11 protein-coding genes and 1 other RNA gene are annotated in these 16,501 nt (G+C 72.8%); 5 read left to right on the plus strand and 7 right to left on the minus strand.

The genetic code is table 11. The features are described from left to right. The first annotated feature begins 18 nt into the window (after positions 1 to 18). Together FXF65_RS38485 and FXF65_RS38490 are read left to right on the plus strand one after the other, a co-directional pair. Positions 19 to 1,008, plus strand: coding sequence for an ATP-binding cassette domain-containing protein (locus FXF65_RS38485; protein ID WP_148355249.1), 990 nt, complete (start codon positions 19 to 21; stop codon positions 1,006 to 1,008). Continuing rightward, positions 1,005 to 1,814 (plus strand): ABC transporter permease, encoded by an 810-nt coding sequence (locus FXF65_RS38490; protein WP_148355251.1) that lies wholly within the window; start codon positions 1,005 to 1,007, stop codon positions 1,812 to 1,814. The genes FXF65_RS38485 and FXF65_RS38490 overlap by 4 nt, the downstream gene beginning before the upstream one ends. A 271-nt stretch (positions 1,815 to 2,085) precedes the next feature. On the opposite strand, the gene FXF65_RS38495 is transcribed toward FXF65_RS38490, so the two are convergent. Together FXF65_RS38495 and FXF65_RS38500 are read right to left on the minus strand one after the other, a co-directional pair. After that, positions 2,086 to 5,316: an AfsR/SARP family transcriptional regulator gene (locus FXF65_RS38495; RefSeq protein WP_148355253.1), complete on the minus strand. Its 3,231-nt coding sequence runs from the start codon at positions 5,314 to 5,316 to the stop codon at positions 2,086 to 2,088. A gap of 71 nt (positions 5,317 to 5,387) precedes the next feature. Next, on the minus strand, positions 5,388 to 6,770 hold the full coding sequence (locus FXF65_RS38500; RefSeq protein WP_148355255.1) for an NAD(P)/FAD-dependent oxidoreductase: 1,383 nt from the start codon (positions 6,768 to 6,770) through the stop codon (positions 5,388 to 5,390). Positions 6,771 to 7,158: 388 nt separating this feature from the next. On the opposite strand from FXF65_RS38500, the gene FXF65_RS38505 reads away from it, so the two are divergent. The 3 genes from FXF65_RS38505 (at position 7,159) to FXF65_RS38515 (ending at position 12,325) form a co-directional block, all read left to right on the plus strand. Beyond that, the gene (locus FXF65_RS38505; protein ID WP_246199381.1) at positions 7,159 to 7,746 is read left to right on the plus strand and encodes a YbhB/YbcL family Raf kinase inhibitor-like protein; all 588 of its coding nucleotides are present in this window, start codon (positions 7,159 to 7,161) and stop codon (positions 7,744 to 7,746) included. 266 nt (positions 7,747 to 8,012) lie between these two features. After that, complete coding sequence (locus FXF65_RS38510) at positions 8,013 to 9,920, plus strand: hypothetical protein (RefSeq protein WP_148355256.1); 1,908 nt, start codon at positions 8,013 to 8,015, stop codon at positions 9,918 to 9,920. Between the two features lie 125 nt (positions 9,921 to 10,045). Further along, complete coding sequence (locus tag FXF65_RS38515; protein ID WP_148355259.1) at positions 10,046 to 12,325, plus strand: SulP family inorganic anion transporter; 2,280 nt, start codon at positions 10,046 to 10,048, stop codon at positions 12,323 to 12,325. A gap of 140 nt (positions 12,326 to 12,465) precedes the next feature. Here the strand turns inward: FXF65_RS38515 and FXF65_RS38520 are convergent, their stop codons facing one another. From FXF65_RS38520 to FXF65_RS38540, 5 genes are all read right to left on the minus strand, one after another. Further along, positions 12,466 to 12,690 carry a hypothetical protein gene (locus FXF65_RS38520; RefSeq protein ID WP_148355261.1) on the minus strand — a complete coding sequence of 75 codons (225 nt, stop codon included), beginning with the start codon at positions 12,688 to 12,690 and terminating at the stop codon, positions 12,466 to 12,468. A gap of 228 nt (positions 12,691 to 12,918) precedes the next feature. Beyond that, the gene (locus FXF65_RS38525) at positions 12,919 to 13,563 is read right to left on the minus strand and encodes a DUF4360 domain-containing protein (protein WP_148355263.1); all 645 of its coding nucleotides are present in this window, start codon (positions 13,561 to 13,563) and stop codon (positions 12,919 to 12,921) included. 182 nt (positions 13,564 to 13,745) lie between these two features. Beyond that, positions 13,746 to 14,549: an SAM-dependent methyltransferase gene (locus tag FXF65_RS38530; RefSeq protein ID WP_246199383.1), complete on the minus strand. Its 804-nt coding sequence runs from the start codon at positions 14,547 to 14,549 to the stop codon at positions 13,746 to 13,748. A gap of 115 nt (positions 14,550 to 14,664) precedes the next feature. After that, an RNA gene (gene rnpB, locus FXF65_RS38535) (RNase P RNA component class A) lies at positions 14,665 to 15,055 on the minus strand. Between the two features lie 33 nt (positions 15,056 to 15,088). Further along, the gene (locus FXF65_RS38540; protein WP_148355267.1) at positions 15,089 to 16,432 is read right to left on the minus strand and encodes a TrpB-like pyridoxal phosphate-dependent enzyme; all 1,344 of its coding nucleotides are present in this window, start codon (positions 16,430 to 16,432) and stop codon (positions 15,089 to 15,091) included. Between the last annotated feature and the right edge of the window lie 69 nt (positions 16,433 to 16,501).

Raw genomic sequence — 16,501 nt, forward strand, 5'->3', positions numbered from 1 at the left:
ACCCACCTAGGAGATCACATGACTTACGCCATCCAGGCCGAAGGTCTGGAGAAGCGGTTCGGTGAGACCCAGGCGCTGGCCGGCGTCTCACTCACCGCCGAAGCCGGAACGGTCCTCGGCGTGCTCGGGCCGAACGGCGCCGGGAAGACCACGATGACCCGCATCCTCGCCACGCTGATCGAGCCGACCGGCGGCAGCGCCAAAGTCGCCGGGTTCGACGTGGTCAAGGACGCCCACAAGGTGCGCCAGCTCATCGGGCTGACCGGGCAGTACGCCGGGGTCGACGAGATGCTCACCGGCACCGAGAACCTCGTCCTCATCGGACGGCTGCTCGGGATCTCGCGGAAGGAGTCCAAGGCGCGGGCCGCCGAACTGCTGGAGCGGTTCCAGCTCACCGAGGCCGCCGAGCGCGCCGCCAAGACCTACTCCGGCGGGATGCGCCGCCGCCTCGACCTCGCGGCGAGCCTGGTCGGCCGCCCGCAGTTCCTCTTCCTGGACGAGCCGACCACCGGCCTCGACCCGCGCAGCCGCAACGGCCTGTGGGACATCGTCCGCGGCCTCACCGACGACGGCGTCACCGTCCTCCTGACCACCCAGTACCTGGAGGAGGCCGACCAGCTCGCCGACGACATCGTCGTCATCGACCGCGGGCAGGTCATCGCGCACGGCACGTCCGACGTGCTGAAGGCGCAGGTCGGCGGGCAGGTGCTGGAGGTCACCCCGGTCAGCGCCGCCGACCTCGACACCGTCTCGCGGATCGTCGGCGAACTGGCCGAGGCCGTCCCCGAGGTCCGCGACGGGCTCGTCAGCGCGCCGATCACCGACCCGCAGCTCATGCCCGCCGTCGTCCGCCGCCTCGACGACGCGGGCGTCACCGTGGGCGAGCTGTCCCTGCGCAAGTCCAGCCTGGACGAGGTCTTCTTCGCCCTCACCGGCCACCACACCGACGACATCGACGCCGAGGCAGGCGAACTCGCCGACGCCGACAAGGAAGGGGCGTCCGCATGACCGCCGCGACGTTCGCGCCAGAGAACCTGTCCAAACGGGTCTCGCCGGGCACCGCCGTCCGCAACACGCTGACGCTCGCCTGGCGCAACCTCGTCCAGATCAAGCACAACCCGATGGAGCTGCTCGACCTCTCCATCCAGCCGATCATGTTCGTGCTGCTGTTCGCGTACGTGTTCGGCCCGGCGATGACCGGCAGCGTCGACAAGTACCTGCCCGTCGTCATCCCCGGCATCATCGCCCAGAACGCCCTCTTCGCCGGGATGAGCACCGGCTTCGGGTTGAACACCGACATCACCAAGGGCGTCTTCGACCGGTTCCGCAGCCTGCCGATCTCGCGCAGCGCCCCGCTCGCCGGACGGATCATCGCCGACACCGCCAAGCAGGCGTGGTCCATGACGATCCTGCTCGCCGTCGGGTTCGCCATCGGGTTCCGCGTCGAGACGAACGTGTTCGCGCTGCTCACCGCGTTCGTCCTGCTGCTGGCCTTCGCCGTGCTGTTCTCCTGGACGTCCGTCTTCATCGCGATGAAGGTCAACGAGCCGGAGAAGGTGCAGATCTTCGGATTCGTGGTGATCTTCCCGCTGAGCTTCCTCAGCACCGCGTTCATCCCGAACACCGACGGCATCCCCGACTGGCTCGCGTTCATCATGGACAACAGCCCCGTCACACAACTCGTCGAGTCCATGCGCGGCCTCCTGGTCGGCGGCCCCGTCCTCGAACACGCCTGGATCGCCCTCGCCTGGGGCGTGGGCATCTCACTGGTGTTCGCACCGCTGTCACTGAGGGCGTTCAAAAAGCGGGCGTAGTTAGCCCAGGGGGGCGACCCCCTGGAACCCCCGTTGCGCACGGCGGGCCGTTTCCCGATTCGCGTTCGCTTCTCGGGAAACGGCCCGCCGTGCGGCGGTTCGTGCGGCCTCCGGCGCTGGGGCGCCTCCGGCCGCACGAACCGTGGCCCCGGCTCAGGTTCCGTCCAAGAGGAATCCCCCTGGCACGTCCGAGAGGGTTTGCTCTGGCACGTCCGAGAGAGTCTTGTTCTGGCAGGTCCAGGGCAACCTGTCTTGGGGGTGCGGGGGCGGGCTAGCGGGCGACGGTTGTGGGGGGTTCGGGTGGGGTCAGGTTGAAGGTCTCTAGGACGTCGTTGAAGGTTTTGGTTGTGCCTCGGGTGTAGGCGGCTCGGTAGGCCGGGTCGCCCAGGGTTTTGCGGGCGGCGGACTCTGTGGCCAGGACGTCCGGGAGGGACAGGTCTCGGGTGCCTCGGAGGGCGTCGGCCGTGCCCAGGAGTTCGGCCGCGCGTTCCGGGTCGCCCAGGGCTCGGGCGCGTTCCGCGTGTCCGGCCAGGACGTGGGAGACGACCGGGTAGTCCTGCGACCGGACGGCGCAGCGCAGCGCCTCGTCCAGGCGGGCGGCCGCGTCGTCCATGGCGCCCGTCTCGATGTCGAGCCGGGCGGAAGTGCAGAGGACCAGGGCCCGGAACTGCGGCGGGCCAGGCAGGTCCGCCGTGAGCCGGTCGGCGCGCGACAGGCGGCGCCGCGCCTCGGCCGCGTCGCCGGAGCGGCGCGCCAACTCGCCGAGCTGGTAGTGCAGCGCGGCCGTCTCCTCCGGCCAGGCCGTCTCCCGGGAGTCGCGCATCGCGGTGTGCAGCAGCGCCTCGGCGCGGTCCCGCTCGCCCGCGAGGTCCATCTCGTTCGCCAGCTTCATGTGGACGTGCAGGAGCCCGGTAGTGCCGCCGCCCAGCTCGGCGTTCAGCCGCAGCGCCTCCTCGTAGAGGGCGACGGCGCCGCGGTGGTCGCCGCGCCGCCCGAGGATCTCCGCCTGCGACGTCAGCGTGAACGACTGGCCCCACCGGTCGCCCGACTCGCGGAAGGCGGCGAGCGACCGGTCGAAGGCGTCCTCGATCTCGTCGACGCGGCCGAAGTTCTGGGCGATGTGGCCCCGCATGAAATGGCCGAGGCCCCGGACCCACGGGTCGGGGTCCGCGACGAGGCCGCGGACGCGCCCGCCGGGATCGTTCTCCCAGCCGCCCAGGTACATCTGGACGGTCTCGACCGCCAGCCGCAGCACCGGGTGCAGGTCCGCCCGGTCGTACCGCGAGCAGATCGCCCGGGTGCGGTCGAGCCAGGACGCGGGCAGCTCCCCCGGCCGCTGGCTGTCGAACAGGATCATGGCGCCGAGCGCGAGGGCGCGGGCGGTGACCTGGTCGTCCGGGACGCCGGGCAGCGCGAGGATCTCCTCCAGGTTGTCGGCGCCGTCGCCGAGGCGCCCGTGCAGGAACCAGTACCAGCCGAGCGCCGCGCAGAACCGCAGGGCGAGCGGGGCGTCCGCGGCGGCGACCGCCCAGCGCAGCCCGGCCGAGATGTTGTCGTGCTCGGCGGACAGCCGCCGCAGCCAGACGAGCTGGTCCGCGCGGATCAGGCGCGGCTCGGCCGCCTCGGCGAGCCGCGCGAAGTACTCGGCGTGGGCGCGTCCGGCCGCGTTCTCCTCACCGGCCTGGACGAGGCGCTCCAGGCCGTATTCACGGATCGTGTCGAGCATCCGGTAGCGGGGGTCGTCGCCGTCGCCGTCGACGACCAGCAGCGACTTGTCGGCCAGCGCGGCGAGGGCGTCGAACACCTCGGAGCGTGCCAGGTCCGGTCCGGCGCACACGGCCTCGGCGGCGTCCACGGTCGTCCCGCCGGGGAAGACGGCGAGGCGCCGCCACAGGGCGCGTTCGGGCTCGTCCAGCAGGTCCCAGCTCCATTCGACGACGGCCCGCAGGGTCCGGTGGCGCGGCAGGGCGGTGCGGCTGCCCGCGTTGAGCAGCCGGAACCGGTCGTCGAGCCGGGACGCGACCTGCGCGGGCGTCAGCGCCCGCAGCCGGGCGGCGGCCAGCTCGATGGCGAGCGGGATCCCGTCGAGGGCCCGGCAGATCCGCACCGCGGACCCGGCGTCGGCGCCGGTCGCCGCGAAGCGCGGCGAGACTGCGGCGGCCCGGTCGGCGAACAACCGGACGGACGGGTACGCCGCCGCCTCCTCGGGCCCCGCGGACGGCGGCGGCAGCTCCAGCGGCTCGACCGTCCAGAGGCTCTCCCCGGTGATGCCGAGCGCCTCGCGGCTCGTCGCGAGGACCCGGACGCCGGGGCAGCGCGCGAGGACCGCGTCGGCGAGCCGGGCGGCGCCGTCGAGGAGGTGCTCGCAGTTGTCCAGCAGCAGGAGGAGGCGCTTGTCCGCCAGCGCCGACACGAGCCTGTCCAGCGGGTCGGCCGGGTGGTGGGGCTGCGGGCGGCCGGGGACGGCGGCGATCGGCGGCGGCTCGCGCAGCCCGAGCGCGCCGAGCACGGCGGCCGGGACCTCGGCCGGGTCCGTGACGGGCGCCAGCTCGACCAGCCAGGCGCCGTCGGGCGTCCGGGCGCGTCCGGCCGCCTCCAGCGAGAGCCTGCTCTTGCCCGCGCCGCCCGGCCCGGTCAGCGTGACGAGCCGGGACGCGCCGAGCAGCTCGTCGACCCGCTTGAGATCGTCGTCGCGGCCGATGAAGCTCGTCAGGCGCGCGGGCAGGTTGCCCTTCGCCGGGGCGACGGGCTCGGGACGCGGCACGTCCGGCCGGAGCGACGGCTCCTGCCGCAGGACGGCCAGGTACAGCGCCTCCAGGTCGGGCGACGGATCGACGCCGAGCTCCTCGCCGAGAACCCGTTTCGCCTCGTCGTAGCGGGCGAGCGCGTCGACCTGCCGCCCGGACGCGTACAGGGCGCGCATCAGCAGCGCCGTCACCGGCTCGCGGAGCGGGTCGGCGGCCGCCAGGGCCTCCAGCTCCGGGACGAGCTCGCGGTGGCGGCCGAGCGCGAGGTCGGCGTCCAGCCGCTCCTCCAGCGCGGCGCGGCGCAGCGCGTCCAGCCGGGCGGTCGGGGCCTCGGCGAAGCGGAGCCCGGCGGCGTCGGCGAGGGCCGGGCCGCGCCACAGCGCGAGGGCGGCGCGGAGCCCGGCGGACCGGGCCTCGGGCGCGTCCGCGCGGCGCGCGTCCCGCACCCGCGCCTCGAAGTCGCGGGCGTCGACCGCGTCCGGCGGCAGCGCGAGCCGGTACCCGCCGGGGCGCGACTCGATCGCGTCCCGGCCGATCACGGCGCGCAGCCGGGAGACGAGCGACTGCAGGGCGTTCGGCGCGCCGCGCGGGACGTCGTCCGCCCACAGCCCGTCGATGAGCCGCTCGGCCGGGATCACCGCGCCGGGGTCAAGCGCCAGCAGCGTCAGGAGCGCGCGGAGCCGGGCGCCCGCGACGTCGACGGGCGCGCCGCCGTCCGCGCGCACCTCCAAGGGGCCGAGGATGCCGATCCGCACCGGCTCATTGTGCCCCGGAACGCGCGACGCCCCGGCGGCGCGCGGCCGCCGGGGCGTCCCCGGGCCGGTGATCAGGCGGCGTTCTCCGACACGGGCCGCTCCGCGTTCCGGTGCCCGGCGCCGTCGAGCGCGGCCAGCTCGAAGTCGGCGCGCGGCTGTTCGACGGTGGCGAGCGAGACGGTCTCGCGCTTGAGGAACAGCGCGAGCGTCCAGTCCGCGACGACGCGGATCTTGCGGTTCAGGGTCGGCACCATCGCGCCGTGGTAGCTGCGGTGGAAGAACCACGCGGGCCAGCCCTTGAGCTTGATGCCGAGCGGGTTCGCGACGCCCTTGTGCAGGCCGAGGCCCGCGACCGTGCCGAGGTTGCCGTGCACGTACGGCTTGAGCGCCTTGCCGCGCAGCGACCGGACGATGTTGTCGCCGAGCAGCTTCGCCTGCCGGACGGCGTGCTGCGCGTTCGGCGGGCAGAACTCGCCGTCCTGCGTGAGGTCCGGGATGGCGGCGTTGTCGCCCGCGGTGAACGCCCGGACCAGGCCCTCGATGGTCAGGTACTCGGTGCCCCTGACGCGGCCCTTCTCGTCCACGGGCAAGTCGCCGCGCCGGACGACGGGCGACGGCTTCACGCCCGCGTTCCACACGAGCGTCCCGGCCTGGAAGGCGCTGCCGTCCGACAGCTCGATCCGCCCGTCGACGGCGGAGACCAGGAGGGTCTTCATCTTCACGTCGATGCCGCGGCCGCGGAACTGCTCGGCCGTCCAGCGGCCCATCTCGGGGCCGACCTCGGGGAGGATCCGGTCGGTGGCCTCGACGAGCATGAACCGGAGGTCCTGCGGGGTGACCTTGCGCATGTACTTGGTGGCGTCGCGGGTCATGTCCTCGAGCTCGGCGATCGCCTCCACGCCCGCGAAGCCGCCGCCGACGAACACGAAGGTCAGCGCCTTGCGGCGCAGCTCGGCGTCGTCGGTCGACTCGGCGATCTCCAGCTGCTCCAGGACGTGGTTGCGCAGGTGGATGGCCTCGCCGACGGTCTTCAGGCTGATGCCGTTCTCGGCGAGCCCGGGGATCGGCAGCAGCCGCGGCACCGCGCCCGCCGCCATGACCAGGTAGTCGTAGTGGATCCGCTCCGGCGGCCCGGCGAGCGGCTGGACGATCGCCCACCCCTCGTCGTGGTTCAGCTCGGTGACCCGCGCCTTGCGGACGGTGCACTTCGGCAGCACCCGGCGGAGCGGGACGACGACGTGCCGCGGGGAGATGTTCCCGGCCGCGGCCTCGGGAAGGAACGGCTGGTACGTCATGTACGAGTTCGGGTCCACGACGGTGACCTTGACCTCGCCGCGCTTCAGCTCGCGCTTGAGCTTCTTCTGCAGGCGGAGGGCGGTGTACATGCCGACGTAGCCACCTCCCACGATCAGGATGTGGGGGGCGCCCGCGGCGTCCTCGACGGGCCTGGCCATTGCGGCCTCCAAATGTCGCGGTCAGCTTGTGAAGACATTCACAAGCTACCTGATGGAACGTCCCTCGCACCAATCAATAACCGGGGAAGAACGTCAGAACTTCCCGTCCTGGCAAACCTGGACGCCGATAACGCTGTGAAACACGCCACTCCTTGTCGATTTCCGGGTGGAGGCGGCCTCCAGCGCACATGACCAAGCTCACAGCGTCCGCGCTCGGCAGACCACGCGCGGCCCGTCCGAACGACCCGTTCCACCCCCCGCGACGCCCTATCGTTGGGGCGGACGAGGGAAGGGGGCGCCGGGGCGGGACGCGCGCGGCCGACAGGCGGGCCTGGACGGCGGCGATCCGGCGGCGCGCGGCGTACGATCTCGCCCGGGAGCGAAATCGATGATGAGCAGAGACCGGCGTCCGATCAAGGCCGCGGCGGGCGCCCTCGCCCTCGCCGGGTCCCTCGGCGGCTGCGGGCTGATCGGCCAGCCCGAGAACAAGAGCGCCGAATTGTCCGAGTGGTTCACCGTGACCAGCCCGGTCTTCCGCGATGGGCGCGACTTGCCCCCGCGGTACGGCTGCAGGACGTACGCTGGCGGACAGGGCAGGACCCCGCCGCTGCGTTGGTCGGGCACCCCGGCCGGGACGAGGTCGTTCGCGATCGTCATGGACGACCCGGACGCGTCCGGCGGCGCCTACGTCCACTGGGTGATCGCGGGGATCGACGGCACCGTGAACGAGCTCGTCGAGGGTGCCCCGCTGGACAGGACCGTCGAGGGAACGACCACGGAGAAGAAGGTGGGCTACGCGCCGCCGTGCCCGCCCAAGGGAGAACGGCACCAGTACCGGTTCACCATCTACGCGCTGGACGATCCGGCGCCGTTCCAGAACGGGGCCGCACTGAAGGACTCGCTGCCCGCCATCGCCGAGCACACCATCGGGCGGGGACGGATCACCGGGAACTTCGGCGGCAAGCAGGCGCGTTGATCGTGGAGCGCGAACGCACGGTCAGCGCGGACCCCACGGGGGGCCGGAGCCGACAGGGGTGTGCGGACGGGCCGGGCGGCCGGTCGGCACGCGCCGTGTGAGGGTTAAATGTGCGCGAAGGGTGTGACAACGGTCATAGCGGTCGGAGACAATCTGGCTGAGCCGGGGCGGCCGGCTCCCGGGACGAACCGGCCGCCGACGTCCACCGGCACGGACCCGCGGTCCGCGCCGGAGACTCTCGCCGGGCCAAGGCATTGGGTGGTGGCATGACTTCTTACATCGTGGTCTTCGGCCTCATTGTGGTCGTGGTCCTCGTGGTCGTCCTCGTGGCGCTCGGTCTGCGCGCCAGCAAGGCCGGACGCGACGACGACGACTGGATGGACGACGAGCCGAAGCAGCCGCGCGGCCGCAGAGGAGTCCCGCCGCCCGAGGACGCGGGCGGCCCGGACGAGTACGGCGGCTACGGCGACGGCTACGACACCGGGTACGACGCGGGCTACGACCGGCACGGCGCGCCCGAGCCCGTCGCCGCGCCGGACCGCCGCGTCGCCGGCGGGCCGCTCGCCGCCCCGACGTCCGCTCCCGCCCCGCCGCGTCCGTCGGCCCCGGCCTCCGACGAGATGGAGGACGACGACTACTGGGCGACGATCACCTTCGACAAGCCCAAGTTCCCCTGGCAGCACGACGAGAACGGCGAGCGGCCGGGCGTCGACCCCGCCGCCGACCCGCTGAACGCGCAGGGCCCCGCCGACCAGCCGGTCGACCAGCCGGGCCCGCCGCACCCGAGCCTCACCCAGCCCGCCCTCACCCAGCCGGTCTCCATGAACGCCGACGGGCAGCCGCTCGGCATGGACGGCCAGCCGCTCGGCATGGGCGGCGGCACCGGCCCGCAGCAGATGCCCGCGCCCGGCGGCTTCCAGGGCGGGTCCCCGTTCGCGGGCCACGACCCCGGCTCGACGGCGCTCGACCCCATCCCCACCGACCTCGGCCAGGGCATGCCCGGAGGCCAGCCGTCCTACGGCGGTCCCGGCGTCCCCGACCAGCAGGTGTACGGCGGGCAGGAGCCCCAGCCCGCGTACGGGGCGGCCGACTACGGGGGCGGCGAGCCGTCCTACGGAGGCGGCGGCCAGGACCAGGGCTACCAGGACCAGGGCTACTCCGACCAGCCCCAGTACGGCTCCCACGAACCGCCGTCCTACGGCGACTACTCCGACCCGCTCGGCGGACGCCCGCCCGCGAGTCCGCCTTCCAGCGGGCGCCCGGACGCCTTCGGGCCGTCGACCACGGGCCCGTCCACCACCGGACCCTCGACCACCGGCCCGTCGCCCGTCGGTCCGGGCGGGCCGCTCGGCGGCGACCCGCGCGTGTCCGACCCGCTCGGGCTGCCGCTCGGCCGTCCGGACGAGCCCGCCGCCCCGCCGCCCGCGCCCGCCGCACCGGCGGCCCCGGCGGCGCACGCCGGCGGCGGGTCCGACACCGACGGCCACAAGCTCCCGACCGTGGACGAGCTGCTCCAGCGCATCCAGAACGACCGGCAGCGGACGTCGGGTCCGTCCGACCCGGGCGGCTCCTACGGCGGCGGCTCCCTGAACGACCCGCTGGGCGACCCGCTCGGCACGGGGTCCTTCGGCGGCGGGTCCGGAGGCCCGGCCCCCGGCGGGAACACCGGGCCGTGGCCGTCTCCCGGGCAGTCGAGCGGCTACGACTCGGGAGGCGGCTCCGGGCTGCCGTCCGGGTCCGGGTACGACTCGGGGCTCGGCGCGCCGTCCGGCTACGGGCAGGGGCAGCAGAACGACGGCTACCCGACGGCCCCGGCCTACGGCGAGACGGCGTCGCCCCGCTACGACGACCCGCTCGGCGGCGGCCGCGACTCCTTCGGCGGGACGTACGGCGGCGCGGAGGGCGGCTCCGGCGGCGGCTCCAACACCGGCTCCGGCGGCGTCTACGGCGACTTCAGCGGCAGCAGCTACAACGGCGGCAACGACCCGCTGTCCGCCCCGCACGACCCGTCCGCCCAGGGCGGCTACCCCGACCCGAACGCCACCCAGGCGTACCAGCAGGGCGGCTACTCCGGCGGCTACCAGCAGGGCGGCTACCAGCAGGGGCAGCAGAACGACAACTCCCAGTACGGCTCCCGCCCACCGGCGGACGACTGGGAGAACTACCGCCGCTGAACCACCCGCGTTCGAGGGCCGCCGGATCCGTCCGGCGGCCCTCGCGCTTTTCCCGGCCGACCGTACTGGCCCGGTGACGGACCTATGGCGGGTAGATCGCCGGGCATCCTGGTTATATACACGGAGTGACTTCAAAGCCACTCAGTGTTCCGTCTTCCTTCCGCCGTGATCTGCTCGCCTCGTTCGTCGTCTTCCTGGTCGCGATCCCCTTGTCGCTGGGCATCGCGGTCGCGGCGGGCGCGCCGGTCGAGGCCGGGCTGATCGCCGCCGCCGTCGGCGGGATCGTGGCCGGGACGCTCGGCGGGTCGCCGCTCCAGGTGAGCGGGCCCGCGGCCGGGCTCACGGTGATCGTCGCGGAGCTGGTGCAGACCTACGGCTGGCGCGCCACCTGCACGATCACGCTGCTCGGCGGGCTGCTGCAGATCGTCCTCGGCGCCTGCCGGGTCGCCCGCGCCGCGCTCGCCGTCTCCCCCGCCGTCGTGCACGGAATGCTCGCGGGCGCCGGCGTCGTGATCGTCCTGGCGCAGGCGCACGTGGTGCTCGGCGGCGGGCCGCAGGAGTCGGCGCTCGCCAACCTGCGGGAGCTGCCCGGCCAGCTCGCGCACCCGCACCCCGCTCCGGCGCTGCTCGGCGGGCTGACGGTGCTCGTCCTGCTGGCCTGGTCGCGGCTGCCGCGCGACGGGCGGCTGCGGCTCGTGCCCGGGCCGCTCCCGGCCGTCGTCCTCGCCACGCTGGCCGCCTGGTCGCTCGGCTCGGACGCGCGCCGCGTCGACCTGCCGGACACGCTGCTCGGCGGCTGGAGCGCGCCCGTCGCGCCGCACGGCTCGCTGCCCGGCGTCGTCGGCGCGGTCGTGTCCGTCGCGCTGGTCGCGGCGGTCGAGTCGCTGCTGTGCGGGGTGGCGATCGACCGGGCGCGGCCCGCCGGGGTCCCGCGCGCCGACCTCGACCGCGACCTCGTCGGCCAGGGCGCGGGCAACGCCGTGTCGGGGCTGCTCGGCGGGCTGCCGATCGCGGGCGTGATCGTGCGGAGCACCGCGAACCTGGAGGCCGGGGCGCGGTCGCGATGGTCGGCGGTGCTGCACGGCGTGTGGGTGCTCGTCCTCGCGCTGGCCTGCGGGCCGCTGATCGAGCAGGTCCCGGTGGCCGCGCTCGCCGCGCTGCTGATCGTGCTCGGCGTCCGGCTGACCGACCTCGGACAAGTCCGCGACCTGCGGCACCACCGCGAGGCCCCGGCGTACTACGCGACCCTCGCCGGGGTGGTCCTGCTCGGGCTGGGCGAGGGCGTGCTGCTCGGCATCGGGATCATGGCGGTGCTGGCGCTGCGGCGGCTGACCCGGCTGTCGGTGCGCGCGGAGCGGCTCGTCCCCGCCCCGGACGACGGCCCCGCGCCGCTGCGCGCCCACGTCGTCGTGGAGGGGACACTGACCTTCCTCGGCGTCCCGAGGCTGACGCGCGTGCTGCAGGACGTCCCGCCCGGCGCGCACGTCGATCTGGACCTCGACGTGGACTTCATGGACCATGCCGCGTTCGACGCCGTCCACCGGTGGCGGCTGGCCCACGAACGGCAAGGTGGCAGGGTCGACATCGACGAGGTTCACGAGGCTTGGTATGAAAGAGCTGTGACAGGCGATATGTCCGCTCCACGTAAGCCGCCCTCGTCGTCCCGCTGGTGGGCCCCCTGGGCGAACCGGCGACGGCGCCCCCAGGCCGAGCTGGACGCCCCCGAGGTGTCCCCGGCCACGGTGCTGCTGAACGGCGTCCGCGAGTACCACGGCCGCACGGCGCGGCTCGTCCGGCCGATCATGGCCGAGCTGGCGATGGCGCAGAAGCCCGAGCATCTGTTCATCACCTGCGTCGACTCGCGCATCGTGCCGAACATCATCACCGCGAGCGGGCCCGGCGACCTGTTCATCAACCGGAACGTGGGGGCGCTCGTCCCCCGGCACGGCTCCCGGACGCCGGACGACTCCGTCGCCGCGACCGTCGAGTACGCGACCAACGTCCTCGACATCCGGACGATCACCGTCTGCGGCCACTCCAACTGCGGCGCCATGGCCGCGCTCCTCGCGGGCGGGACGGAGGTCGAGCACCTGACGGGGCTGTCGCGCTGGCTCAAGCACGGCAACCACAGCCTCGCCCGCTTCCTCGCCGAGGAGCCGTCCGGCACGGACGAGCCGCCGCTGACCCGGCTCTGCAAGATCAACGTGATGCAGCAGCTCGACAACCTGCTCACCTACCCGTGGCTGCGGGCACGGGTGGAGGCCGGGGAGATCGAGCTGGTCGGGCTCTACCTCGACCTCCAGTCCGCCAAGGTCGAGATGTTCGACCGGGCGCGGGGGGCGTTCGTCCCCGTCCCGGACGAGCCCGTCCCGGACGCGGCGCCCCACTCCTGGACCATCGGCTAGAAGGCGTCGGCCCAGTCGATCGGCTGGGCCGAAGCATGGGTTGGGGAGAAGCGCGGGTTGGGGAGAAGCGCGGGTTGGGGAGAAGCGTGGGATCGTCCCTCCGCCCGGACGACCCCACGCGCTCGGCGACGGTCTGCGGTTCAGTGCGGCGAGCCGGGGGACGGCGACGTCCCGGCCAGCTCGCCGTCGCGCTGCGCGGTGTCGCGGACGTACATCCCCGTCACCCGGCGCGCGCGCCGCGCGCGCCGGTCGGACGCCGGCAGGAACAGCGCGTCGCGCCGGCTGGCGCGCGAGAAGTCCCACAGGTAGACGAGTCCCGCCAGCCCCCCGGCGAGCACGAGGGCCACGAACACGATGACGAACATCTGCGCTCCTCTCGACGGGGCACAGCACCCGGCCCCGCCGTCGTCACCGATCAGGGCGATCAGCTCTTACCTGGACGGTAAGCGCACCGTTTCATCCGTTCTGTGTCGCGTGCCCCAATCCAGTCGCGTCGTACGCCCCTCCCTCACGTCCCCACCGGAGCGCGGGCGCGGGCGCGGGTATGAGCGGATGCCGTGAGCCAGATCCCGTGAGCCGCCGCCGCGGGGTCGCTAGCAGCTCTTCCACGCGAGGCGGTAGACCGTGCTGCCGCCGTCGCCGCTGTTCATGGAGACGGAGCTGACCTTCGTCCCGTCCGAGGCCCCCATGTCGACGCGCAGTTCCGTGTTGACGTTGAAATTACGCTCCACACCGCACGGTTTCCACACGAAGTTGCTCTCCGGAATCACGTCGGTGAACTTGAAATTGCTACTGGGGCCGGACAGTTCGGCGGAGCGGCCCTCCGTCTGCTGGGCGCCCTGGAAATAGTAGCTGGACTTGTAGGTGGCCTTCGCACCGGTTTGCAGGCTGGCATGGATGCCGTGGTCAATCCCGGAGACGGCGTAGGTGAAGCCCTCCGGGACGCGAATTCTCAGATTCAGCTGGCAGTTCCTGCGGGCGTCCGTCGGTTTGGACGACCCGCCCGCCTGGGCCGTGAAAGCGGTGTATCCGATGCCGAACGCCCCGGCGTCCGGCGACAGGGTGGCCGAGGTCGTGCCGACCGCGCAGCCGGAGCCGTTGGTGGTCACGATGTCGATCGTGACACCGCTCGGGCCCGCGGCGGGCGTCCGCGTGGACGCCGCGGCCGAGGGGACGAGACCCGAGGTCAGGGCGAGCGCCGCGGCGGACGCGGCGGAAATGGCGATCCCTTTACGCATGTGATTCCCTCTTCACGGAATGTGGTCGATTTTCTTCGACGGCCGAAGAGGCGTGCGCCCGGGAATCGGATTCCCAGGCGCACGTCAATGAACACGGATCCAGGATCTTGACGGAGGTTAACCAGGGCTCAGGGGCCTGTCAATCGCCGATTTTCAACTTTCAACGGCGCCCGTTAAACCATTCAGTTCTTGACGGCGATGCCGCCGTGAATGGTGACCTGCGGGTCGTCCAGCCGGGACGACTCCTCGTCGGGGTGCCAGCGGTGAACGGGGACGACGCCCGGGTCGAGGATTTCAAGGCCGTTGAAGAAGGTCTCCACCTCCGGCTTGGTACGCGCCACGGTCGGGATGCCGTGCGCGTTGTAGGCGGCCACGCCCGCGGCCACCACCTCGGGATTGTTGTCCAGCGTGGTCGTGGACAGCGCGAGGACGCTGCCCGGGGCGAGCGGGGCCATGAGGTGATCGATGATCCGCCGTACCTCGGCGTCGTCGATGATGAAATGCAGGATGGCGATGAGGCTCAGCGCGACGGGCTGGCTCAGGTCCAGATATTCGCGCAGTTGGTCGGACTCTAGAATCGCGTCGGGATTCCGGAAATCGGCGTCGAGATAACCCGTCCTGCCCTCGCGGGAGCTCGTCAGCAGGGCCCGCGCGTGGACGAGCACGATCGGGTCGTTGTCGACGTAGACGATCCGCGACTCGGGCGCGACGCCCTGCACGACTTCGTGCAGGTTCGGGGACGTGGGCAGTCCGGTGCCGATGTCGAGGAACTGCCGGATGCCGCGTTCGGCGGCCAGGTGATGGACCATCCGCGCCATGAACTTGCGGTTCGCGCGCATGGACACCGGGAGGTTGGGCCAGTCCGCGACGATGTTCCCCGCCGCCGCGCGGTCGGCCGGATAGTTGTCCTTGCCGCCGAGAAGGTAGTCGTAGATCCGGGCCGAATGCGGGATGTCGGTCTGCAGATCCAGCTCACGCCTGGTCACATCTGTCCCCTGGTCCATCGAGTGACTAGATGATCTACTTTAGGCGATTCCTTCCACGGGAAAGCACATCGGTTTCATCCAGTGAAACGGACAGGAGTGACAGAAAGGATGTGGGTGGACGAGTCGGCTTATAAGCCGGGTTCTGTGCCCGCCGCCCGAACGGGCGGCGGGTGACGGCCATCCATCTCGGGCCGCCGTTGCCGACGGCCTCCAGCGGTCTACCCGCAGGCTCGGGCGGGCCGCCCTCGAACGCCTGCGCGGGGCCCGGAGGCCCCTTCTTGACCTTGCTCCGGGTGGGGTTTACCGAGCCGCCCACGTCACCGTGGGCGCTGGTGAGCTCTTACCTCACCGTTTCACCCTTACCACCGGCGGACCGGTGGCGGTCTGCTTTCTGTGGCACTGTCCCGCGGGTCGCCCCGGGTCGGCGTTACCGACCACCCTGCCCTGTGGAGCCCGGACTTTCCTCGACGGGGATCGCTCCCCGACGCGGCCGTCCAGCCGGCTCGTCCACCACCACGAAGGCTATCGGGTGTGGCAAATCACGGGAGCGTGGTGAGGGCCTCGTCCAGGCGGGACTGGGGCAGGGCCTGGTCCTCCATGCGTCCGGCCAGGAAGCGGTCGTAGGCTGCCATGTCCAGGTGGCCGTGGCCGCAGAGCGCGGTGAGGATGACCTTGGGCTCGCCGGTCTCGACGCAGCGGCGGGCCTCCTCGACGGCCGCGGCGAGCGCGTGCGTGGGCTCGGGCGCGGGGACGATGCCCTCCGTCCGGGCGAACAGGACGCCCGCCTCGAAGCACTCGCGCTGCGGCTTGGCCTCGGCGCCGAACAGGCCGAGGTCGTAGATGTGCGACAGCAGCGGGGCCATGCCGTGGTAGCGAAGCCCGCCGGCGTGGATGGGGTCGGGGACGAAGTCGTGCCCCAGCGTGTGCATCTTGAGCAGCGGCGTGAGGCCCGCGGTGTCGCCGAAGTCGTAGGCGTAGCGGCCGCGCGTGAAGGACGGGCACGCCTCCGGCTCCACCGCCCGGATCTCGGGGTTCATGCGCCCCCGCAGCTTCTCGCGCAGGAACGGGAAGGACAGCCCCGCGAAGTTGGACCCGCCGCCGGTGCACCCGACGATCAGGTCGGGCGCCTCGTCGACCATGGCGAGCTGTTCGAGCGCCTCCTCGCCGATCACCGTCTGGTGCATGAGGACGTGGTTGAGCACGCTCCCCAGCGCGTAGCGGGTGTCGTCCGGGGCGGCCGACTCGACGGCCTCGCTGATCGCGATGCCGAGGGAGCCGGGCGAGTCCGGGTCGTCCGCGAGGACCTTCGCGCCGGACGCGGTGAGCGGCGACGGGCTCGCGTGCACCCGCGCCCCGAACAGCTCCATCATCGACCGGCGGTAGGGCTTCTGGTCGTAGGAGGCGCGCACCATCCAGACCTCGCAGTCGAGGTCGAACTGCGCGCACGCGAACGCGAGGGCGCTCCCCCACTGCCCCGCGCCGGTCTCGGTGGTCAGCCGCCGGACGCCCTGCCGCGCGTTGTAGAACGCCTGCGGGACCGCCGTGTTCGGCTTGTGCGACCCGGACGGCGAACCGCCCTCGTACTTGACGTAGATGCGCGCGGGCGTCCCGAGGGCGCGTTCCAGGCGGTGCGCGCGGATCAGCGGCGTCGGCCGCCACAGCCGGTAGACCTCCCGGACCTCCTCGGGGATCTCCACGAAGCGGTCGGCCGTGACCTCCTGCGCGATGAGGTCGGCGGGGAACAGCGGGGCCAGGTCGTCCGGGCCGAGCGGCTCCCGGGTGCCGGGGTGCAGCGGCGGGGGCGGCGGCGCGGGCAGGTCGGGGACGACGTTGTACCAGCGGTCCGGGAGCCTCGACTCGTCCAGCAGGATCTTGGTGGTCACGGGTCCTCCCCCAGGTCACGGCGGCGATCGCGGCCTTTCGCGCAGCGTAGGCGGCGGCGGGCGGGCAGG

Origin of the sequence: Actinomadura syzygii (assembly GCF_008085905.1) — a bacterium.
Classification (GTDB): Bacteria; Actinomycetota; Actinomycetes; order Streptosporangiales; family Streptosporangiaceae; genus Spirillospora; species Spirillospora syzygii.

Excerpts from the sequence above, each read along its gene's own strand:
- FXF65_RS38485 (WP_148355249.1), top strand. The coding sequence starts at position 19 with ATGACTTACGCCATCCAGGCCGAAGGTCTGGAGAAGCGGTTCGGTGAG.
- FXF65_RS38490 (WP_148355251.1), top strand. The coding sequence starts at position 1,005 with ATGACCGCCGCGACGTTCGCGCCAGAGAACCTGTCCAAACGGGTCTCG.
- FXF65_RS38500 (WP_148355255.1), bottom strand. The coding sequence starts at position 6,770 with ATGGCCAGGCCCGTCGAGGACGCCGCGGGCGCCCCCCACATCCTGATC.
- FXF65_RS38505 (WP_246199381.1), top strand. The coding sequence starts at position 7,159 with ATGATGAGCAGAGACCGGCGTCCGATCAAGGCCGCGGCGGGCGCCCTC.
- FXF65_RS38510 (WP_148355256.1), top strand. The coding sequence starts at position 8,013 with ATGACTTCTTACATCGTGGTCTTCGGCCTCATTGTGGTCGTGGTCCTC.
- FXF65_RS38520 (WP_148355261.1), bottom strand. The coding sequence starts at position 12,690 with ATGTTCGTCATCGTGTTCGTGGCCCTCGTGCTCGCCGGGGGGCTGGCG.
- FXF65_RS38525 (WP_148355263.1), bottom strand. The coding sequence starts at position 13,563 with ATGCGTAAAGGGATCGCCATTTCCGCCGCGTCCGCCGCGGCGCTCGCC.